This window comes from Streptomyces sp. JNUCC 63, from assembly GCF_054366325.1.
On the sequence record NZ_CM135963.1, the window covers coordinates 7,050,774 to 7,072,712 of the forward strand.

Sequence of the window (21,939 nt, forward strand, 5' to 3'; positions counted from 1 at the left end):
TCGCGGCGCTGTCAGGTGAGGTAGTCGGCGACGAGGGCGGCGAACTTGTCCGGTGTGGCGAGGCGGATGCCGAGGTCTTCGGCCTTGGCGCGCTTGGACCCGGCGTTGTCGCCGGCGACCACCAGGGTGGTCTTCTTCGACACGCTGGAGGAGGAGCGGCCGCCGGCCCGTTCGATGAGTTCGTTCATCTGGTTACGGCTGAGCTGCTCGAGCGGCCCGGTCATCGTGCCCGTTACCACGACCGTCATCCCCGTGAGCGGGCCGGCGGCCGGGGCACCGACGGTCCCGTTGTCCGCGTCGGCAAGCGACGGGGGAGTGGTGCCGGGCTCGGTCATGTTCATCCCGACCGCGGCGAGTTTGTCGATCAGAGGGGCGAGCTCGGTGAGTTCGGCGACGATGGACGCTGCCTTCTCGGCACCGATGCCTTCGACCTCCTGCAGCGCATCGGCGTCGGCAGTGCGTATGTTGTCCATGGTGGCAAAGTGCCGGGCGATCCGCCGGGACATGGAGCGGCCCGTCCCACGGACGCCGAGGGCGCACAAAACCCGTGACAGCGGTTGCGTCTTGGCCGCGGCCAGGGCGGCGAGCAGGTTGTCGCTACTGGTTTCGCCCATCCGCTCCAGCGACAGGAGCTGGTCGCGGGTGAGGGTGAACAGGTCGGCGAGATCGGTGACCAGACCGGCGTCGACGAGTTGCACGACGCGTGTGGCGCCCAGGCCTTCGACGTCGAGCTGGTCGCGGCCCGCTGCGTAGGAGAGGGACGCGACCAGGTGGCAGTTGCGGCCCTGCTCGCAGCGCCAGCGTTCCTCGCTGGTATCGATATCGGACCCGCACCGGGGACACACCTCGGGGAACACGATCGGCTGCTCGGCGCCGGTACGCAGGTGGGCGACCGGGGCCTCGATGCGAGGGATGACATCGCCGGCACGGTGGACCATGACGCGGTCGCCCAGGCGCAGATCGCGGCGGGTGATGTCGGCCGGGTTGTGCAGCGTGGCGTAGGTGATGGTGGACCCGTCGATCTCGACCGGCTCCAGGACCCCGCGGGGGGCGATGATGCCCGTGCGGCCCACGTTCCACTCCACCTCGAGCAGCCGGGTGATCTTCTCGACAGCGGGCAGTTTGTAGGCGATCGCCCAGCGCGGGGCCCGCGATCCGGATCCGGCGGCCTGCTGGTCGGCGGCCAGATCGGCCTTGATGACGATGCCGTCGATACCGAACGGCAGCTGGGCGCGCAGCGCGGCGACCTCCTGCACACGGGCCAGGACCTGCTCGACCGTGTCGGCGGTGACGCCGGGCACGGCAGTGGTAGCGGTGGTGTTCACACCGAGTTCGGCGGCCCGCGCCATGAGCTCACTGTGCGCGAGGGAGCCAAGCCGTGTGGCCACGTCGGTGTCGGGCGTCGGCAGCAGGCCGTAGCCGAAGAACGTCATCGGTACGGTGTAGGCGCGGTCCTTGGCACGCAGGGTGCCCGCCGCGGCGTTGCGCGGATTCGCGAACGGCTGCCCGCCATGTGCGGTGCGCACCTCGTTGGCGTGCTCGAACTGGGCGGTGGTCATCAGCGCTTCGCCGCGTATCTCCACCGTGACCGGCTCGGTCAGTTCGTCGGGGAGGCCCTCGATGGTGCCGATCGCGTGCGAGACGTCCTCCCCGGCGATCCCGTCGCCCCGGGTGATCAGCCGGGTCAGCCGGCCCTGGGTGTAGCGGGCGGCGACGGCCAGTCCGTCGAGCTTCGGCTCCACGCTGAAGCGTTCCGCCTCATGACCGATCCGGCGGGTCAGCGAGGCCGCCCAGGCAGCGAACTGCTCCGGCGAGAACACGTTGTCCAGACTCAGCATCGCCACTGTGTGGGGAACATCGCCCTCGGCCGCACCGCCGGCGACCTTCCCGGTCGGCGAGGCGGGCAGCATCTGGTCGGGGTGATCGGCCAGCCGGCAACTAGTACTCCAGCAGGACTTCGACGTTTTGCCTGCTCAGAGGCTGTGCGTGGTGAGTGTAGTGGGCCGGTGGCCCGTCAGGGGCGGTCTTCCCGGGGCCGCCCCTCGATCGTGTGCAACCGGTGCTGGTAGTGACAGCGGCGGGCGACGGCTTGGCGCTCCCGGCGCCAGATGGACCAGTTCAAGGCGTGAGCGCGGGCCGAGCACCATGGCGGACGCGGGTGGGGGCGGCCAGTTGCCAGAAGCCGTCGGATCTCTGCCACGGTGAGGTCGACCAAGGTGCGGGAACCGTTTCTGCAGCCCCCTTTGAAGCGGCGGCGGCCGCCATCGCGGCCAGGAAGGCGTGGGCGAGCATGGCCAGGGTGATATGCCGCATCCAGCCGGTGTAGCGGCGAACCTCGTACTGGTCCAGGCCGCACTCGTTCTTCGCCGCCTGGAAACACTCCTCGATCGCCCAGCACATCCCGGCGATCCGCACCAACTGCTCTATAGCCGTGTCGAGTTGGGTGTAGGCGAGGTAGTAGGCGATCTCGTCGGGCCGGGCGATGCTGCGGCGGGCCAGTGCCCACCGTCGGTGGACCTGGTTCTCGTCCTGGTAGTCGTACTCCGCGACGGCGGGCAGTCGGATGGCCGCCCAGTCGTAGACGCGCGGTCCCTTGGCGCCGTCCCCGCACGAGATCCGTTCCCAGGCGTCTGCGGGGGCCTGGGCAAACAGCCGGTCGATGCGTGGACAGCCCACGCTGAACTGGGACTTGGGCACCGCCAGGACGTAGCCGAGGCCGGACTGTTCCAGCAGGCGCCGGAAGCGCCCTTCCTGTCCGTAGGCCGAGTCCGCGGTGACCCAGGCGAAGGGCAGGTCGGAGGCAAGGGCCCGCAGCACCAAGGCCTTGGCGAGGTCGCCCTTGGTGTGGAAGTCCCGCTCGTCGGGGATCTTCGCCGCGCGGCAGCGGTCCCGGTCCTCGGTCCAGGACTTGGGCAGGTAGAGCTCACGGTCGACCAGAGCGCGGCCTCGGGTGGAGGCGTAGGCGGCGAAGACCCCGATCCGGCTGGGGGCACCCCCTCTGGGGGATCTCGGTGCGGCCGGCGGTGCCGGAGTACTGGCGTTGCACGCCCGCGGAGGTGGTGCCCTTCTTGACGAAGCCGGTGTCGTCGATGATCAGGACTCCGTCGTCCTCGCCGAGGTGTTCGGCGACGTGGTGCTGGAGCTCGTCACGGATCTCGTCCGCGTCCCAGCGGGCACCGGCGAGCAGGTGCTGGAGTCCGTCGGGGGTGGCGTGGCCAGCGTATTCGGCCAGCTGCCAGCCATTCTTTCGGCCGACCGGGCCGAGCAGACCGCGAACGTAGTCGCGCATCCGACGGCGTGGCTCCACGCGGCCAAAACGATGGCCGACACGGAGGAAGAGGTCTTCGAGTTCGTTGTCCCAGGTCTCGGCTGCAGGCTCGTTGATCACGACGGGAGGCTGCCCCGGCCACTGCCATTATCAGCGCCGGTTGCACACGATCGAGGGGCGGCCCCGTGAAGACCGCCCCTGACGGGCCACCGGCCCACTACACTCACCACGCGCAGCCTCTGAGCAGGCAAAACGTCGAAGTCCTGCTGGAGTACTAGTACTCCAGCCGTAGATCGTGATCATGAGTGCCTCGATCGGTGCCGGTAGCGGCTTGGCTGATCGCGGTCTGCGGCCTGACGGCCGGGACGTGCCCCTGCCGGCGCGGGTGCGGCAGACCATCGAGTGGTACGCCGACAAGCACGGCACCGTCGACGGCTACCTGCTGCGCCACCCCGGCGACCCCTCCCGGACGTTCCCGCACTATCACATCGCCAACCAGTGGCAGCGGATCAAGAAGGCCGGCCAGATCGACATCCCCGACGGGATGGTCGTCTACAGTCTGCGGCACTTCTTCGCCTCCAACTGCCTCACCCACGGCATCCCCATCACCGACGTCGCCGAGTGGATGGGCCACAAGACCATCGAGGTCACCTTCAAGATCTACCGCCACCTCATGCCCGGCTCGATCAGCAAGGCCGCCAAGATCCTCAACTCAGACCTCGCTTCCTAACCTCGAACTTGCATGAGGGTCCGTCAGCTTGCTGACGGACCCTTTCTGCTCGTTCAGAGTGGAGATTTCTGCTTGCGGACAGGTTGAGGGCTCGGCTGTCGCGTCGGGTGGGCGCCGGGTTTCACGGCTCTGAGGTGGTGCTGTCGTCGGGACGGGAAGTCTGATGGTCAGTCCGGGTTGGGCAGGAGCGCGAGTCGTTCGAGGGCGTCTGTGATGACGCTGGTCCAGGGCCAGTGGGCCGCGAGGCGGAGGATGCGGCGGCAGCCGGTGGTGACGAGTTGGGCAGGGGCGGAGAACAGCCGCAGCCGTAGAAGGCGGGGCTCCCAGAGCCGCGCGCCGCCGGTGAGAGCGAGCATCGGCATCCAGGCCAGCAGGTCCAGGGCGATCTCCAGCCAGACGCGGTTCTGGGCGGTGTGTTTCAGGGGAAGGTTGCGCAAGCCAGTGGCGCGGGCGGCCCGGATGCGGTCCTCCGCCCGGGCCCGCAGCCGGTGCCGGAGTTCGAGTTCGGCGATCGGCCGGCCGGCGCGTTGGCGTACTGCTGGCCGAACTTCACACACCGGCGCCGCACCGTCTCATGCGAGACGATCACGCCGCGCTCAAGCATCAGCTCCTCGACCTCGCGGAAACTGAGCGGGAAGCGGAAATACAGCCACACGCAGTGAGAGATGATCTCCATCGGGTACCGGCGCCCCTGGTACGACGGCGTCGCGGACGACACGAGCGAATCCTCCCCGGCACGATCAACTACAAGATCATCCCACACCGGTCAGCCAACGTGACAACGCCCCGCGGTGTTCTCTGTCGACTGCCCAGCAGCGGCAGCAGGTGGATGCTCAGCAACGACTCCAAGTGCACCACCGAGGCCGGCCCCAGGTCCCGTTGCCCGGCCTTCCACTGGGCGGCGTACTCCTCGAACCGCATCGCCCCGTACCTCGCGATTCGGTCCGCCCTCGCCTGGCCCCGTGGCGCCGCCTTCTTCACGTTGTAGACCTCCGTCAAACGCGCGATGGCCTTGTCCTGGGTCGCGAACCCGGACTCCTTCACCTGTTTCCCGGCTGCAGACCGATACCGGATCTTGTACGGGTGAGGGCACTTCGACCACCGCGACCGCGGATGCTCACACTCCTTGAAGAACGACCCCATCCCACGGACCAGGGCAGTGGAACTCACGGTTGCTGACTACTCCAGGACCGATGCTGACGGTTTGCTAACCGTCGGCGGTTCGGAACGCCGCTGACCTGCACTAATGTGCGCATGGTTCGCTATGTTCTGGAAATGGATCCCACAGCTCCGGGCCTACTGCGGCTCGAAGGGCTGTTCCGGCTGGATCTGGCCGGATTTCTGCCCGGCGCCCCCGATTAGCTGGTTTCCAGCAGGAAGCCAGTTCCGAAGTGCTTGCGTCCCGTGTGGTAGACGCTGGCCGGGGGCGCCCTGCGCCATACCAGCTGGGGTGACGGGCACAGCAGGCCGGCCCCGAAACCCTCGCCGATGCAGCCGTGGGCGAGCTCACTGCCTGCCGTCGACGGCGGACGTGGGAGGGAGTTCCGGCGCGGTGACCTGCGGGTCTCCCGGGAAAGCCAGAGACCATGATCCGCCGCCGATCTCCGCGACGGGCCTGCCGTTCCCGGGCACGGCCGGCACGACCCGAGCGCTGACGAACTCTCCTTCCTCAGGAACGGGTAGGCCGAGCTGAAAGGCGATGTCCCGGTGAGAACGGTAGTCACCCATGATGATGATTCCTTCGTGTCGGAGTACAGAGCGGGCCCCGTCGTTTCCGCGGATGCGTTTCATGTAGTCCTTCTGTTGGGCCACACTGCGGACCGCGTTGCGTCCGATCCGGCGGTGCTGGACACGCCGGAACAGTTCGATGATCCGACCCTGACCCGATCTGTTTTCGAAGATCGCCTCGCGGTCGGCCTCGGGCATATGCAGCAGGATGTTCTCCGGGAGTTCCTCGTCGCGCCAGAGCCAGACGATCTTGTCGCGGTGCCCGGCCTTGAGGGTACGCTTCAGGTCGCGGTTCTTGCTTGAGTTGAGCCACTCCGGGTCCGTGCGCAGCAGGCCGACGCCCCACTTGCTCTGGTCGTCGTTCGCCCAGGCCAGCAGACAGATGTGGCCCATCGCCTCAGGAGGGAACATCCATTGCCCGAATGCGAGGCTGAACCGGCAGTCGACCTCCACGTCCGCGATGCGGAAGTCCATAACGTCACCGTCCGCGAATCGGAACTCACGCTGGATCGTGCTCTCCACAAGAGTCCCGAGGTGCGCCTTCTCCGTCTTGAATAGGTCCTTCAGGTCGTAGCGGCCGGTCTGTTCGCCGTCGAGCACCGTGTCGATGGCGTCCCGCAGGACACGCCTCATGCGGTTGCCGTCCGGGTCGGTGGCCCGTACCGCTCGATAGACCGCGGCGATCTCCTCGTCTTCCATCCGTGTGCCTATGAGCCTGTCCAGCACCTCATTCGCGTCGGCTGGCCGATCCTTGGGGTAGGTGGCCAGGAGATCCCTGAGGAGCGCGGCGAACTCGGGGGGGAGAGCGGAGGGGAGTTCGGGGTGGGGGTGCGGAGCTCCGTGCACCCACGCATTGCGCACGGCGCGGGCGCCCGGAGCGGGTGGGGCACCGGTGACCATCGCGTAGAGCAGACAGCCGAGTGAGTACAGGTCGCTTCGGTGGTCGGCCATGACCTCGAAGAGTTCCTCGGGCGGCAGGAAGGGCGGCAGTGCGCCGGACGGCTCGAGAGTGTTTCGCCGGTATTCACCGCTGTCGATGCCTGCCAGACTGTGGGCACCGAGCCCGGGATCGATGATGAGTACCCGCCCGTCAGGGCGCATGACCAGGGCCGAGGGGCTGAGGTCGAGGTGGAGCAGGCCGTTCAGGTGGAGCTCGGCGATGGTCCGGGCCAGCTGTCCGCCGACCGCTCTGATCACCTCCATAGGTGGAGTCCCGGGCGTGGGGTTCAACAGTCGTCCGAAGTCCTCCCCGTCGACCGCATCCGTCACCAGGTACGGTCGATCGTCGTGGAACCCGAAGTCGCCGACCCGCACCAGTCCGTGGATGTTGAGCGAGGCCAGCCGTTCTGCGTCGGCCAGGAACCTACTCTTTGCTTCCTTGCTCCTTTTCGGTACGCGGAAGAGTTTGAGGGTCACCTCTCGACCCAGCCGTTCGTCCGTCCCCCGCCAGAGGGCGGCCCGCGCCCGGGCGTGCTGTTGCCGGTGCAGCCGGTAGCGTCCGGCAACGAGCGTGCCCGAGTCAGCAGGCTCGGTGGGACCGCGGCCCAGCCTCTGTACGGTCTCCTCGGGCACCACCGCCAGGGGCTCCCCGCGTGGGCGGCTTCGCACCCCCTCGGTACCTCCGGCGCCTCCCGTCAGCACGTCGACGAGGAACTCTCCAGGCCGGGAGCCGGCGTAGCGCTGGATGACGGCGCCGATGCGCGCGGCCGCCGAGCGGGGCAGGGTGCGCAGCAGTACGTCACGTACGCCGGGGCGGAACATGTAGTGGCCCTCGGCTGCCGGCTTCCCGGGAGCTGTCGTGAGTAGACCGCTGAGGACGACTTCGGCCAAATGCTGTGGCTCCGGGCGCACTTCCGTGGCCGCCTGGACCAGGCGCATCAAGGGGACGCTCGGTTCAGCCACTGCCAGGTGGGCGGCGAGTCGGAGGGCTTGTGGGGAGGCGAAGGCACGGAAGTTGAGAACTGCGTCCTCCGGGGAGAGGACGCGGGGGACGGACCGTCCGGCTTCCGGAGGGACGACCGACGGGTCGGTGGGTAGCGTGGCGACTACTCCCGGCACCTCGGCGCCGGGTGGTCCCGCCACAAGTTCAGCCCAGTGCGCGAACCAGCGGGCGGAGGGCTCCAGAACCGGCAACGACAGCCCGGCGGTGCCTTCCCCAGCCGGGTCGAATGGCGTGAACCGCAGGGCCGAATTGGGAGCGACCGGTCCGCGTGCCGTCAGCAGACCCGCGGTGCCGGGGAGAGCGCTGCGCCGCCAGAGCCGTTCCGGGAGAGGCTGGACGATGGCCACCGGCATCGTGCGCGCCCAGCGGTCCAGCGTCCGGTACCAGTTCGAAGCCGCCTCGGCGCCGGCGTACCACTGGGGGCCGCTGCAGTCGCTGAGGATGAGTGCTACGGCACGGCCGTCGCGCGGGGGCAGGGTGGCTGGCCGCCCACCGGGCGACTGGCGCAGCTGCCCGTCATGAGTCAGTTCCAGGAGCTGGATCCGCCGGAACGCACCCGTCTGGCCGATGATGTGGTGCAGCTCCCGGAGGAGTGGACGCCAGATGGGCATTGTCGGCCCCGCGTCGTACACGAGGTGGAGGGTGAGCCAGCGCTCGGGCTTCGCCCGGAGTACGGGCAGCCAGGTACCGGGCAACGCGCCTTGGCGGGCGATCCGGTACGCCGTGCGCCGCTCGTCCAGCTCCATGTCCCGGCGGGAGGGCACTCGGCGCCCCAGCGGGCGCAGGGCCCGCTGGAGGGAAAGCGGGTGCGGCAGCATGGGCGGCAGCGGGGTCAGCAGCGATGCGTACGGGGCACTGTCCGACGGCTCGGTCTCGGACCGCAGCGACAACAGGAGGCCAGGACGGCCCGGCGGCATAGGCTCCGGGACACCGGCGGGAGCCTCAGGCTCCGCGGTGTCAGTGGGCGCGGAGTCGGACGTGTCTCGCGCCGGCTCTCCGGAGCCGGCCTCCGCGGGGAGAGCGGGCACGCCGCTGTGGCTCGCCAGCCAGATCAGCTCGGCGATTTCGGTCGCGGTCGCGCCGTGTCCGCCTGCCCGGTCGAGGACGTCGAGGAGACGCTTCAGCTCGGATGGGGACGACGGGTGAGCCGGATCAGAAGTCATGGAACTCCGCTGCCGGGCCGAGATGGGCCATGAGGCTGGCGGCCAGAGCCTCGCGGGAATCCGCCTCCAGACCGGGAACCCTGGAGAGGTAGATGGCGTTGAGCAGCTGGTCGGTGGCCAGTTCACCCGTGCTGCTGCGCTCCAGGAACGTTGCGACCATCCGCTTCGTCTCCTCGTCGAGCTCTCCGAGATGGGCCCGCACGATCGCTTCTAGGTGGTCCCGGTCGGGCCGGCGGAGGTGCAGAGGGACGCACCGGCGTAGGAACGCGGGAGGAAACTCCCGCTCGCCGTTGCTGGTCAGCACGATGAACGGGAAGGCGCGGCAGCGCACGTGCCCCCGGTCGACGTCGACACGGTCCTCGCTGCCCGAGACCATCAGTCGCGCCTTGGGTGTGTGCCGGGCGGCACGCACCAGCTCCGGGATCTCGTACTGGCCTTCCTCCAGTACGTTGAGTAAGTCGTTCGGCAGGTCGAGATCGCTCTTGTCGATCTCGTCGATGAGGAGCACGCGGGGCTTCTCGTAGGGGAGCAGGGCCGTTCCCAGGGGTCCGAGCCGCAGATGGTCCTCGATGGCGTCGCCCGCGGGGCTCCCGTCGCTGGCCTCTTCCGGCCGCTTGCGCCCCGCTTCCTTGCTGGCGGCGTAGAGGCGAGCCATCGGATCGTACTGGTACAGGCCGTCCTGGAGGGTGGTGCGGCTACTGATGTTCCAGCGCAGCACGGGGCCCAGCTTCAGCTCCCTGGCCACGGCATAGGGTAGGGACGACTTGCCGCTGCCGGGCGGGCCGGTGATCAGCAGCGGCCTGCGCAGGACCAGAGCGGCGTTGACCAGTTCGACGCTCTCCTGCGTTGCCTGGTAAGTGCTCGCCCGGTGTTTTCGGTCGGGGGACGCGGAGTCGTCCTGCTGCGACGGAAAGGGCAGTGTGGGTCCGCCGTCGAAGGCCCGCCAGGGCGGGGGACTGGGCAGTCGCGACATGCCGTCATGTGGCTTTTCCGTACCGGTGTACACGGGCCACAGGGACATGGGGGTTCTCCAGATCGCTCGACTGTCGCTCAACTGATGGGGGACTGAGGGTAGATGTGTGCTTCGGGGAACCACCGTGGATCTTCCCAGACCAGGGTCAGGTCGGCGGCCCAGTGCGGTTCAGGGTCCTCAGCCATGAATGCCTCGCTGCGTAGAGCGCGGATGTGGTGAGGGAGGTCCGAGGGCGGCAGCGATGCCAGCTGCTCCTCCAGGGCGTCGAGGAAGCGCGTACCGGCGCAGGAGTGCGCAGGCGAGGCATCCGGGTCCTGTCCGCAGGAATACCCGGACCGAGGCCAGGCGATGACGGGCACGGCTGCGTTCAGTCCCGCGTGCAACAGCCCGCGCGCCTGATCGGTGTCGGGTGGCGCCCCGTATCCCACAGCGCTCTCCCGGCCACCGAGCCGGACAGTCAGCTTGGCGGGGTCCTGACGGCTACCGCACTCGACCCGGTGCCAGGTGGTGCCTGGTCGGAGATCAAGGGTCTGCCAGACCTTCTCGATCTTGAACTGGAGCCTGGGTTGCCGCCGTCGGCTGAGATCTATCACCACGACCGGCGATGAACAGCCCAGGGGGGTCGGGTCGTCCGCGCTCGTCGGCCATTGGTCGACGGGCTCGCCGAGCCAGTCCCTGGGCAGCGCGAAGGCGATCAGCTCGTCCCCGTCGCGGTCGATCTGCCGGAAGGCGGTGTCGAGGCGTTCCCTCACGTACTCCTGCACGTTCCGCCCTGCGAGGGTGTCGCTGACCACGAGCTGCGCGCGCCCGTCACGGATCACGTAGATCGAGACGACGTACGCGTCACGGTCGGCGCCACTGCGTTCGACTTCTACGAGGATGGGAGACCAAGTCGGTCCGCCGCCCGGCACCGGCTGCGCGGTCCGCCCTGGCGACGCCGTCGCGGGCAGGTTGTCCCTCGCCCAGGCGTGCAGCGCGCGTCGGACGGCCGGGTCCTGCGTGCGGTCCGCGACGTAGGCAGCGAAGGCCGACCAAGGCGCGGTGCCCGGAGGGGGTGTGACCTCGGTCAGCAGGAACCAAGCCACGTCCCACAGCGACAGGAAGCCCCCGGCGGGCGGGGGCGGTGCCAACGATCCCATGACGCTCTGGTACCCGGCTTCCGGGGCGCAATCGGCCGCGCACCGCTGGAGCAGGTCACGCAGATGGGCCACTGCCTGACGACTGTGTCCGGGGAGGGGTACGAGTTTCGCCGCGCCTGGCCAGTACCGAACGAGCGCCTGGGAGGGGAGCATCCTTCCGCCCCCTCCTTCCGGGTGCCTGGCGGTGACCATGCCCACCACCTCGCCGGTTTCCTCCCGCACGACCGCTGCGCCGCTGAACCCTTCCTCCAACGGTCGGCTGTGGCCCGTCCAAGCCTCCAACTGAAGCCACTCTCCCGCGATCAGTTGGCCGCTGGTGATCCGGAACTCGCCGAGGATCCCCTCGTCGTAGCCGCGGGGAAAGCCGTACGCGGTCAGCCTGGCCGCCGGATGGGCGTACGCCGTGCCGACGGCGCCGAATCTGGCCGGTGGCACGACGACCGGCCGGTCGAGTTCCAACACGGCGACATCGCCCCGGGCCTGATCCGCTCCCTGCCAGCCAGCTCCGGCGATCACGGAGGCTTCGAGTGTGCCCAAATCCGGGTTCTGGGCGAAGGTGACCTGGGCACGCTCCACCCCGGCCACGACGTGGGCACAGGTCATCACATGACGATCAGTCACCAGGAATCCGGAGCCGACGCTTCTTCCCGCGCAGACCCGTGCCTGCCAGGACTGTGAACCCATCAGCCGACCGGGGCTCCCCCGTCGGCGCCCGGCGTCCAGCTGAGCTTCACAACGAGGTGCCCCTCCATGGAGGTCTTGGCAATGACGGCGCCAGCCTCAGCGGTGAGCTTCACGCCGAACTCGATCTCGACCGCGTCGGGCTTGAGCTGCCCGTCACGGAACACGCGCAGCGCCGACTCGGCTGCAGTGTGGATACTCTCGAGCGCCCCGTTGAACGTTTGCCCCGCCTGCCGCAGCACACCGTCGCCACGGGACACTGGCCGGGCGCCGCGGCTCTCGTCGCCGACGGCAACCACGACGGAAGCGCCACTGTCGGTCTTGAACTCGACCAATTCGTCCATATGTCCCCCCATGCCCAGTCTCAGAACGGCAACATCATTCTAAGACCCTCTACGACTTCCGCGCGGCCCAGCACTTCACACTGAAGCAGACACAGCTCACCCAGTCTCACCTCGAAGACTTCGTGGTGGACTCAATCGATCAACGCAACACCCCAGGTAGAACAGGTGCCGGAGGTGTTGGATGGCGCGGTTGAGGCGTCAGGGCATGTCGGATGCGCAGAAGCAGGAGCTGTGGGACCGCTGGAAGGCGGGCGAGTCGATCAGCGAGATATCCCGGGCACTGGGCCGCCCTCCAGGGTCGATCTTCACGGTCCTCAAGTCCAACGGCGGGTATGTTCCGCCGATTCGGCGTCTGCGGTCCTGCCATCTAACGCTGGCGGAGCGCGAGCAGATCTCGCGCGGTCCGGCCCGGAGCGACTCGATGCGGGAGATCGCCCGAACCCTGGGCCGAGCCCCGTCGACCATCAGCAGGGAGATCGCACGGAACAAGGGACCCAGGCACTACCGAGCCGTGGATGCCGAGGACCAGGCCTGGGACCGGGCGCGATGCCCCAAACCATGCCTGCTGGCCGCGAATCAGCAGTTGCGGGAACTGGTGGCAGAGAAGCTGGCAGAGGACTGGGCGCCAGAGCAGATCGCCGGCCACCTGGCCAAGACCTACCCGCCCGGCTCGGGGATGCGGATCAGCCACGAAACGATCTACAAGTCCCTGTTCATGCAGGCCTGCGGGGTACTGGCCAAGGCCCTGCAAAAACATCTGGGGTCCGGTCGCCCGACCCGGCGCAACATCCACAACACCGTCTCAGGCCAGTGGTGTTCTCGGATCAAGAATGCGGTCTCCATACGCGAGCGGCCTGTTGAAGCCAACAGCCACACGGTGCCGGGCCACTGGGAGGGTGACCTGCTCCTGGGCCGCGGCCTGACTCAGCTTGACTCTGACGCGTAAATAACTGCAGGTACGTGCCCTTTTGGGCAGAGTGCCGGCCCGGTCGGAGTCGTCTCCGCCGGGGCGTCGGCCGCGCCGGTTCATCCAGCGGCCTCCATCGGGTCGAGGGTGACGCGGTAGCCGAGTTCGTTCAACCGGGACACGGCCCGGCGTGCGGCCCGCTCGGGATCCCGTTGGGTGAAGTAGTCGCCGCCGAGCTCGTGGTAGGGCACGTTGTCGTTGAGCATGTGCCAGATCGCGGTGATGATCGAGTGCTCGACAGCGACCAGCGCCTTGATCGGGCCGCGGCGGGCGGTCAACCGCTTGTAGCGTGCCTGAAGGAAGGAGTCCTTGGTCCGCGCCGCTCCGAACGCGGCCATCCCCAACGCACCTTTCAGATAGGGGTTGCCGGGCCGGACCCGGGTGCTGCGGACCCGGCCCGCCGATTCGTGGTGCCCCGGACACAGCCCGGCCCAGGAGGCCAGGTGCTTGGCCGAGGGGAACCGGGCCATGTCACCCCCGGTCTCGGCCACGATCACCTCCGCCACCGCCCGGTTCACCCCCGGGATCGTGTCCAGCAGGTCCAGCGCCAGGCGAAAAGGGGTCATCGCCTCCTCGATGCGGGCCGTCAGCTGGTTGACGGCACCGGACAACTGGTCGTACTGGTCGAGGTAGAGGCGGGTCAGGAAGGCGTGGTGTTCCCGGAAGCGGCCGGTCAGCGCCTGGCTCAGCTCGGGAATCTTGCTCCGCATGCGGCGCTTGGCGAGGTCGGCGAGGACCTGCGGATCGCGCTGTCCGTCGATCAGGGCCTGGAGCATGGCGCGGCCGGAGACGCCCATCAGGTCGGATACGACGGCGGAGAGCTTGATGCCGGCGTCTTCCAGCAGCTTCTCCAGGCGCTGCACGACCTGGGCGCGTTCGCGGGTGAGCTGGGTGCGGGCCCGGGTCAGGTCCCTCAGCTCGCGTACCGGCTGCGGAGGCACGAAGGAGGCCCGCACCAGGCCGTGGGAGCCGAGCTGGGCCAGCCAGGCGGCGTCGGAGACGTCGGTCTTGCGGCCGGGCAGGTTCTTCACCTGACGGGCGTTGACCAGGATGACGTTCAGTTCCTCGATCAGCAGGTGGTAGAAGGGTTTCCAGTAGTCGCCGGTTGCCTCCATCACCACCAGGGTGACGCCCGCGCCGAGGAGGTGTTCACGCAGGTCGAGGATGGCGTTGGTGGTGGCGCCGAAGGTCGTGGTCTGCTGGGTGAACGTCCCTTTGCGCCTGGGGCTGGGGGTGCGCACGCATACCTTGGCGTCCCGCTTGCTGATGTCGATGCCGGCACAGCGTTCGTGAAGGACATCCATGGCCACGGCTCCGCTTCTGTTTCTGTTCTCACCTCGCGTGCCGTTCCGGGAGGGCCAAGGCAGTACGCGGAATCTGACGCGCGTGCTCATGGCAACACTCCACGGTTCCCGTGGACGGCCCTCAGTACCATGCTGTCGTGCGAGCTCGGAGGCATCACAGAGCCATCGGTCTCGCCCGGAACGGACCATTCCACTGTTCCGACACACCTGGCCCTGAGCTTGCTCCGCTCTGACAGACACCATCGGTGTGGTGGTCAGGCCGCGAGGACGGTCTCGTACTCGGCGGGGCTGCGGTAGCCGAGGCTGCTGTGCAGCCTGCGTATGTTGTACCAGCCCTCGATCCACTCGAAGACCGCGGGGTGGGCTTCGGCGCGGCTCGGCCAGGGCCGGTCTGCGATCAACTCCCGTTTCAGGGTGGCGAAGAAGGACTCGGCGAGCGCATTGTCCCAGCACTGGCCGGTCCGCCCGACCGACAACCGGATGCTGAACTCGCCTGCCAGCTGGGCGAATTCTCGGCTGGTGTACTGGCAGCCGCGGTCGGAGTGGAAGATCACGGGGCCACTCGGGCGGCGCTGCCGACAGGCGGCCCGCAGGGCATCGGCGACCAGCTCGGTGCGCAGGTGGTCCGCGGTGGCCCATCCGACGACGCGGCGGGAGGCGATGTCGATGACGGTGGCCAGGTAGAGCCAGCCCTCCTCGGTCGCCAGGTAGGTGATGTCGCCGCACCAGCGGGCATCCACGGCCGCCGGGTCGGGCTGGAAGTTGCGAAGGACCAGGTCAGGGCGGGTGGCCGCGTGTGGGTCGGGGACGGTGGTGCGCTGACGCCGTCGGCGGTACCGCCCCTGGAGGCCCGCCTCGCGCATCAGCCGGGCTACCCGGCGCCGCCCGCACTGCTCGCCCTCGCGCTTGAGGGCGGCGTGGACGCGCGGGGCGCCGTAGCTGCCCCGCGAGGCCGTGTGGACCTCGGTGATCCTCTCGGTCAGTTCCGCGTCGCGGACAGCTCGGGGACCCGGGGTGCCGGTCCGGCGCGCATAGTAGGCGGCACGGGAGACCTTCAGCAGTTCACACGCCCGCTTGACGCTGTGCCCTGCCTGCTTCTCCGCCTCGATGAACGGGTGGACGCTCACCGGGTCTCCGTCGCGAAGAAAGCCGTGGCCCGCTTGAGGATCTCCACGTCCTCGCGCAGGCGGCGGTTCTCCCGCCGCAACCGGGCGAGCTCCTCGCGCTCGTCGCTGGTCAGGCCGTCGCGCTCGCCGGCGTCGACCTCGGCCTGGCGCACCCAGTCGCGGACCGCGGTCTCGGTCAGGTCGAAGTCCTTGGCGACCTGGCCGATCGACCGGTCACCCCGCCGACACAGCTCGACGATCTCGGCCTTGAAGTCCGGCGTGAACGAGCGGCGAGGACGAGGCTTCTTCTTCCCCATGCTCTCCATGATGGACATCCTTCCGGGGACAGAGCCCCTGATCAGCGATGTCCGTCACAGCGGAGCAAGCCCAGCCCCGCAACAGGGCGGTCAGAACCGCGCGCGGCGCACGCCGACCCATTTACTGTGCCCCCGGCGCACGGCGAAGCCGCGCTGAGTTGCTGTCGGGGATCTTGAAACTGTCGAGGTCAGCCGCTGCCGGCGCGCCAGGACTTCAGTCGAGGAATCCCGTGCCGGTCCAGGAAGCACTGGAAGGCGGTCGGCGGCCGAGGTGAGGGAACTTCCTCGGTCACTGGCCGGCCGCTGAGGCGTTCGATGTTCACGGCGATGGCCGTGAGCACGTGTTGCAGGTGGGTCTTCGGCTGCCCTCGGTAGCGGCGGTGGCGCATGCCGTGTCCGTGGGCGAACCCGTTGACGGTGCCCTCCACCCCGGAGCGGACCGCATACCGGGCCCGCCGGCCGGGCTTCTGCTGTTCGGTGCGGACGCGGACTTGCAGGTCGCGGAGCTCACGCGGAGAAAGCCCACGTTGCGGGCACCTTCGCGGGCGGTGGTGCACCGGGCGCGGACCGGGCAGGGCCGGCACTGGTCCTTGGCGAACTTCGCCACGATCAGCGGAGCCGCGGTGGGCGAGGAGGTCGGGCAGCCGGTCGAAGTCGATGTGGCAGTCGTCCCGGCCGAAGCCTTCGTTCCTGCGGTGCCGGCGGATGGGGTTGCCCGGCAGCGGCCCGCTGACGGTGACCCGGTGTTCGCGCTCGGCTCGTTCCAGGTGGACCAGGGAGGTGTGGCCGCCGTCGACGAGGTGCTCGGCGGGCAGCAGGCCGCGGCGCGCCAGGCGGGTGTGGATGTCGGGCAGGGCCTGGGCGTCGTTCGTGGTGGCCGGGGTGGTGGCCACGTCCGTGATCACGTTCGCGCCGTCAGTCGCGCAGGTCTCGGTGAGATGGACGACCGCATCGCAATAGGTAACCCGGGGTGGGGTCGGAACTGGTGGACGGGATCGAGTGCCGGATGGTGATCCGGTCGGCGCCGATGCGGACTTCCCTGACCACCGCGCGCAGGACGCGCTGGCGTTCGAGGACCGACGCGGTCCGGGCGTTCTCGCGCAGCCGGGCGAGGAACCCCTCCAGGTTGTCGGCGAGCCTCAGGTAGGCCTGCTGGTCGACGAGCTGGGCGGCCAGGGCCTCCAGCTGGCCCTGCAGGTTCTGTCGCTGCGCGCGCAGCGCGGGCATCCGCTCGCGCAGCTCGTCCCGCGTGATCAGGTCCTCCTGGTAGGCACCGATCAGGCGGTTGATGGCCGCGTCGACGGTGGCGACCTGCCGGTGCAGCCGCTCCTGGTGAGCTCGGACCGGGTCGGCGTCGCGCATCTGCGCAAGCCGGCGGTCCAGCTCGGCGCGCACCAGCGCCGGGTCGGCGAGCAGGGCGACCACGTGGTCCCAGACCAGTTGGTCCAGCTCGTCGGCGCGCAAGGGGCGGCTGGGGCAGATCCGGACGCCGCCGGGCAGTTCCCAGCCGTTGGTGTCCGAGCAGCGGTAGTAGTGGTACTTCTTCGGGCCGGGTCCCTGCGAGGTCCGGGTGTAGGCGTACCCGCACAGGTCGCACACCAGCAGTCCCTGCAGAAGCGCGGGCTCCTTGGTGCGGCGCGGGGAGAACTTCGCGTTCTGCGCCAGCCGCCGCTCCACCAGGGCGAAGACCTCCTCGCTGACCAGCGCGGGGACCGGGATCTCGATCCAGTCCTGCCGTGGCCGGGCAATCACCCCAGCCTGAGCCGGCACGGCGCGTCCGGCCCGCCGCGAGGTGCGGTTGGGGCGCGGCGGAGCGGGCGCGGTCTGCGTCTTGCCGAAGCAGGCCCGGCTCATGTAGGCGGGGTTGCGCAGCATGCGGCCCAGCGTGCCGGCGTCCCACCGCGTCCTGCCCTGCGGCGAGGGGACCTTCTCGGCCGACAGCTCCCGGGCCAGGGCCCGCATCGAGATCCCCCCGGCCGCGTACCGGTGGAAGATCCGCGCCACCACGCCGGCCTCGGCCTGGTCGACCGCGTAGGCGGCCGCTCCGTGCTCCGCCTGGGACAGGTACCGGTAGCCATAGGGCGCCCGGCCCAGCACGCTGGCCTGCCCGGCCCGGGCCCGGTGCAGCTTGCCGCGGCGGGTGCGCTCGGCGATCTGAGCCCGTTCGTACTCGGCGATCACGCCCTGGACCTGCACCAGCAGGGCCTGCTCCGGGGTGGCGGCCTCGGGGTTGCGGATGAAGACCACCTCGGTTCCATTCGCGGTGAACTCCTCGACCAGCAGCACCTGGTGAACGTAGGAGCGGGCCAGCCGGTCCGGGGCCAGGCACAGCACCCGGTCAACCAGCCGCTGGGCGCTCAGGTCCCGCAGCCGCTCCAGCGCCGGCCGCACCAGGGTCGAGCCCGACCATCCGTCGTCCGTGAAGACCCACTCCTCGGGGATCTCCCACCCCTGTCCGCGCGCGTGCTCGCGCAGGCAGGCGACCTGGCTGTCGATCGTCTCGTGCTGTTTTGGCCGCGCCGAGGACACGCGGGCGTACAGCGCTGCAGGAATCATGGCCATCACCTCGCTGGCCTGGGCGAATAGCGCGTCCCCGCACGGGGACCAGGATCTGGTAGGCCGCGGCGAGCTCCACCGCGCCCAGCCGATCAAAGACGAACTCGACCGCGACCTGTGGACGGTCCATCGGTGCCCCCAGCCGGTGGCGGACTCACCGCACCCGGCCCGATGCCGGCGGGACACCGTCGAGGCCACCACCCGCCCTGCGACCATAGCGCCGGGCAGGCCAGCCGTCTGCGACCCGCCGTGACCGGGTGCGCAGCCCGGCAGTCACGCCCACGACGATCTGGAACTCGAAGTTACCTTTTACGTTGTAGGCGTCTGGGCGACGTATCCCTTCCAGCGGGTGGTCTGTCCCCGGCGGTCATAGCGGGCCGTCAGGTCGCAGGGGGAGACGCCCACCACGGACGAGGGCGGCAGTCCGCCGTCGTCATCGGTCCTCCAGCGCAGATGGCCCGCCGCATCGCGGTAGCAGTTCTGCACCATGACCTGCCGCAGGGCCTGGGCCCGGGGGCCGAACGCGCGGCCTGCTCCGTGCCGGTAGAGGTGCTCCAGCAGCCGGACGGCGTCGCCGCCGGTGGTGTTGATCCTGGTCTTGGGCCGGGTGGGGTTCTTGCCCAGACGGACCGGACGGCCGTAGCGGCGTCCCCACTCCTCGTCGACCAGGCTGGCCAGCAGGTGCGAAGCGATGCGGGCCGCTTCTTCCAGCGCGGCACGGACGGCCTCGGTGACCAGTTCCAGCCGGGTCAGGTCGCGCACCGCGGCCAGGACGTGGGTGGAGTCGGTGCGCTGCGTGGTGCGTTCGCGCACGAGTCCGGCCTCCTTCAGGCGCGCGAGCGCCAGATCGAGAAGGCGGTCGGCGCGGTCATCCTGGGCGAGGCGCTCGCGGAAATCGGCCGGCACGCTGTGGTGGAAGCCGGGATTGTCCAGCTCCATGGCCAGGGCGTAGGTGAAATCGATGCGGCAGCGGACCGCTTCCGCCGCCTGCCGGTCCGACAGGTTCAGCAGGAACTGCAGGACGCAGACGGTGGCCGGCTGGGCGGGCGAGAGGCCGGGGCGTCCGTCGCGCGGGTACCAGCCCGCGAAGTCCTCGTCGTGCCACAGCCCGTCCAGCCGGTCTCTCACCCACATCGCCGTCGTACCGCCCGGATTGCTCGCCCGCGCGACCTGCGCAGTCAGAGCCGGGACTTGCTCGCCGGAACGGGAACGGAGGGACAACGGACACCTCGACAACCGCATCGATCATCGAAACAGCTCCGAGCATGCCCGTTGATCACGCTGGCGCACCGGGAAACTCCAAGATCCCCAACAGAGTCAAGCTCAGATGCTGGGCACCTGCGCCCCTGTGGTCGCCCTCTCGCTTGTCGTCGGGCTGCTGGTTGTTGCGTTTGTCCGAGAGCACGGAGCTACCTGTCGAGTTCGGAGTAGAGAGGTTGTGCCGCGGCGGCATTCGCCCACGGCAGACGAGAAAGATCCTCAAAAGACTGGAACCCCCTCCGGGGCTATGTCAACGTAAAACACCCTGGAAGCGCGCGGCCGATGAACGGCCCGGCGGGTAAAACAACGAGGAGTCTCTTCTGTCGACGCACACACTCCGTTCTGCTCGGTTTACCGCTCCTGTAATTTTGTGTTGGGTGCGCTCATTGTGTGGATTGCTCGTGTGTGAGTCGATTGGGCGCGGGTTCCTTGCGGAAATGCTGACTGGCAGCGTGAGGGGCGATTGAGCGAGTTGCTCGGGTAAGTCGCGGCGCAACATAGACCACGATCGCCGGTTAGCCAAACCGGTGATCGTGACGACCATTGAGGATGTTCGCGGCGGCTGTGCTTGGCGGTGGAGCCGTTCGAACAAGCTGCCCTCAAGCCGGCGCTCTTACAGATGCGTAATTGACGATGCGTGTCCGTCACTCATGACGGAGCGCTGCAAGTCGTGCGCTGCTGTACGGATGCCCGGCAACTCCGCAAGACCTGAGGAAACGTCAATGGCTCGTCCCCCTGCGCTCAAACTTGCCGAGGTCCTGGCGGAGATCCGTATGAGCCCATCGGCTTTCTATCGCTTGCGTGCTCGCGGTCAGGCACCCCGAATGATCAAGCTACCTAATGGCGAACTACGCTGTCGCCGCGCTGACCTAGATGCGTGGTGGGAGGCGTGTGAAAGGGATACGCCTGAATGGCGATGAGTTACAAGGTCCGGTTCTGGGACATCCGCGAGCGGCCCGATCGCCGCAAGGGATTCGAAGTCCGCTGGACGGTCAACGGCCGTGAGAAGTCAGAGTCGTTTCTCACCAAGGGGCTCGCAGAGAGCCGACGCGCCAAGCTGATGACCGCCGCCCGCGACGGTGAGCCCTTCGACACTCAGACCGGTCTGCCGGCTTCCGAAATCCGGGCTCTGAAGCAGCGGACCACTTGGTACGTTCTGGCCCGGGAGTACATCGAGCAACGGTGGGACCGAACACCCGGGAACACACGCCGTACGCTGGCAGACGCCTTGGCCACCATCGCCCCAGCCTTCGTTGCACCAGGGGCCCTCTACGGCGCACCCCGCGTGCTGCGGCGGGCGCTGTACTCGTGGGCCTTCAACAAGAACGCCTGGAAGGAAGATCCGTCAGAAGAGTGGCAGGCCGCACTGGACTGGCTGGAGCGCCACTCACTGCCTGTCAGCGAGTTGGAGGACCCCGACGTACTGCGGCGAGGGCTCGACGCGCTGTGTCGGAAGGTCGACGGAACGGCCGCTGCCGCGAAGACCGTGAAACGAAAGAAGGCCGCGGTCAACGAGGTGTTCAATGCAGCTGTCGAACGCGGATACTTCGCACAGAACCCGCTGAACGGTCTTCGCTGGACGGCGCCAGAAGTCGCTGACGAAGTGGACCCCGACTGCGTGCCGAACCCGGCTCAGGTCGTCCGGCTGCTCGCCGCAGTCAAGGCCCTACCCGGTCGTGGCCCTCACCTGTATGCGTTCTTCGGCTGCATGTATTACGCCGCCATGCGCCCAGCTGAAGTCATCCACCTGCAGAAATCCCAGTGCCGTCTGCCGACGAGCGGCTGGGGCCTTCTGAACCTGAAGGGCGGTGTCGTGACGGCAGGTAAGGGGTGGACGGATGACGGCGCTGTGCACGAGATCCACCCCCTGAAACGGCGGGCAGCCAAGGCCACACGGCCCGTGCCGATCCCCCCAGTGCTCGTCCGCATGTTGCGCGAACACATCCGGCGCTTTGGAGTTGCACCCGATGGGCGCCTGTTCCGCAACGCAGCGGGGAACTACATTGAGGCCTCGGCGTACGGCATCACTTGGGGGCGAGCGCGTGAGGCTGCTCTCACCCTTGACGAGCACGCCCTTGTGCTGGCGAAGCGCCCCTACGACCTGCGCCACGCCGGCATCTCGTTCTGGCTGGCCTCCGGCGTCGACCCCGCAGAGTGCGCACGCCGAGCCGGGCAGAGCATCCAGGTCCTCTTCCGCTACTACGCCAAGTTCCTGGCCGAAGCACGCAACCACGCCAACAGCTTGATCGAGGAGTCCATGCGGCGGTGGGAGGAGCCGACGGACGATGCGGAGGGTGCGTTGGAGGACACCCTGGCCCGGAAATGCCCCGGAACTGCTGGTCGAAGCCGGGACACCGGTGGGAGATATCGGGAGTAAGGCAGCATTTCGACCCGCTGCTCAGGTGTGCGCCGAGAAGGGCGCCTGACGGCATCCGCCCTGGTCAGGCGCCCTTTTTCTGTG

Annotated in this window: 11 protein-coding genes and 7 pseudogenes; 4 read left to right on the top strand and 14 right to left on the bottom strand. The window is 68.6% G+C overall.

Features of this window, described 5'->3' with window-relative positions; translation table 11 throughout:
* Positions 1-11: 11 nt before the first annotated feature.
* Both ligA and ACX25U_RS32580 read right to left on the bottom strand, forming a co-directional pair.
* Positions 12-1,928, bottom strand: a pseudogene (gene ligA / locus ACX25U_RS32575) (NAD-dependent DNA ligase LigA); the annotation flags it as partial.
* Between the two features lie 190 nt (positions 1,929-2,118).
* Positions 2,119-3,388: pseudogene (locus ACX25U_RS32580) on the bottom strand (IS701 family transposase).
* A gap of 241 nt (positions 3,389-3,629) precedes the next feature.
* Between ACX25U_RS32580 and ACX25U_RS32585 the strand changes: the two are divergent.
* Positions 3,630-3,998, top strand: a pseudogene (locus ACX25U_RS32585) (tyrosine-type recombinase/integrase); the annotation flags it as partial.
* A 167-nt stretch (positions 3,999-4,165) separates the two neighbouring features.
* Here the strand turns inward: ACX25U_RS32585 and ACX25U_RS32590 are convergent.
* The 7 genes and pseudogenes from ACX25U_RS32590 to ACX25U_RS32620 form a co-directional block, all read right to left on the bottom strand.
* A pseudogene (locus ACX25U_RS32590) lies at positions 4,166-4,519 on the bottom strand (transposase); the annotation flags it as partial.
* Positions 4,504-4,716, bottom strand: a pseudogene (locus ACX25U_RS32595) (IS6 family transposase); the annotation flags it as partial. The pseudogenes ACX25U_RS32590 and ACX25U_RS32595, both read right to left, overlap by 16 nt.
* 26 nt (positions 4,717-4,742) lie before the next feature.
* A complete protein-coding gene (locus tag ACX25U_RS32600) occupies positions 4,743-5,168 on the bottom strand; it encodes a hypothetical protein (protein WP_454385349.1) in 426 nt (141 codons plus the stop codon).
* A 336-nt stretch (positions 5,169-5,504) separates the two neighbouring features.
* On the bottom strand, positions 5,505-8,831 hold the full coding sequence (locus tag ACX25U_RS32605; RefSeq protein ID WP_454385350.1) for a NaeI family type II restriction endonuclease: 3,327 nt from the start codon (positions 8,829-8,831) through the stop codon (positions 5,505-5,507).
* Complete coding sequence (locus ACX25U_RS32610; protein WP_454385352.1) at positions 8,821-9,852, bottom strand: AAA family ATPase; 1,032 nt, start codon at positions 9,850-9,852, stop codon at positions 8,821-8,823. The genes ACX25U_RS32605 and ACX25U_RS32610 overlap by 11 nt, the downstream gene beginning before the upstream one ends.
* Before the next feature lie 29 nt (positions 9,853-9,881).
* On the bottom strand, positions 9,882-11,627 hold the full coding sequence (locus tag ACX25U_RS32615) for a VMAP-C domain-containing protein (RefSeq protein ID WP_454385354.1): 1,746 nt from the start codon (positions 11,625-11,627) through the stop codon (positions 9,882-9,884).
* Positions 11,627-11,968, bottom strand: coding sequence for a CU044_2847 family protein (locus tag ACX25U_RS32620; protein WP_454385356.1), 342 nt, complete (start codon positions 11,966-11,968; stop codon positions 11,627-11,629). Before ACX25U_RS32620 ends, ACX25U_RS32615 begins: the two co-directional genes overlap by 1 nt.
* Positions 11,969-12,149: 181 nt before the next feature.
* Here ACX25U_RS32620 and ACX25U_RS32625 point away from each other — a divergent pair.
* A pseudogene (locus ACX25U_RS32625) lies at positions 12,150-12,899 on the top strand (IS30 family transposase); the annotation flags it as partial.
* A 95-nt stretch (positions 12,900-12,994) separates the two neighbouring features.
* On the opposite strand, the gene ACX25U_RS32630 reads toward ACX25U_RS32625, so the two are convergent.
* The 5 genes and pseudogenes from ACX25U_RS32630 to ACX25U_RS32650 all read right to left on the bottom strand — a co-directional run bounded on the left by ACX25U_RS32630 (position 12,995) and on the right by ACX25U_RS32650 (position 19,346).
* A complete protein-coding gene (locus ACX25U_RS32630; protein ID WP_454385358.1) occupies positions 12,995-14,239 on the bottom strand; it encodes an IS110 family RNA-guided transposase in 1,245 nt (414 codons plus the stop codon).
* A gap of 254 nt (positions 14,240-14,493) precedes the next feature.
* Positions 14,494-15,662: pseudogene (locus ACX25U_RS32635) on the bottom strand (IS3 family transposase).
* A 188-nt stretch (positions 15,663-15,850) separates the two neighbouring features.
* Complete coding sequence (locus ACX25U_RS32640) at positions 15,851-16,567, bottom strand: transposase (RefSeq protein WP_454385360.1); 717 nt, start codon at positions 16,565-16,567, stop codon at positions 15,851-15,853.
* A 10-nt stretch (positions 16,568-16,577) separates the two neighbouring features.
* Positions 16,578-18,218: a recombinase family protein gene (locus ACX25U_RS32645; RefSeq protein WP_454385362.1), complete on the bottom strand. Its 1,641-nt coding sequence runs from the start codon at positions 18,216-18,218 to the stop codon at positions 16,578-16,580.
* Between the two features lie 309 nt (positions 18,219-18,527).
* Positions 18,528-19,346, bottom strand: a complete 819-nt coding sequence (locus ACX25U_RS32650) for a transposase (RefSeq protein WP_454385364.1) — start codon at positions 19,344-19,346, stop codon at positions 18,528-18,530.
* An 854-nt stretch (positions 19,347-20,200) separates the two neighbouring features.
* Here ACX25U_RS32650 and ACX25U_RS32655 point away from each other — a divergent pair.
* Complete coding sequence (locus ACX25U_RS32655; protein WP_242488543.1) at positions 20,201-20,398, top strand: helix-turn-helix transcriptional regulator; 198 nt, start codon at positions 20,201-20,203, stop codon at positions 20,396-20,398.
* Positions 20,389-21,855 (top strand): tyrosine-type recombinase/integrase, encoded by a 1,467-nt coding sequence (locus tag ACX25U_RS32660; RefSeq protein ID WP_454385366.1) that lies wholly within the window; start codon positions 20,389-20,391, stop codon positions 21,853-21,855. Before ACX25U_RS32655 ends, ACX25U_RS32660 begins: the two co-directional genes overlap by 10 nt.
* Positions 21,856-21,939 lie beyond the last annotated feature (84 nt).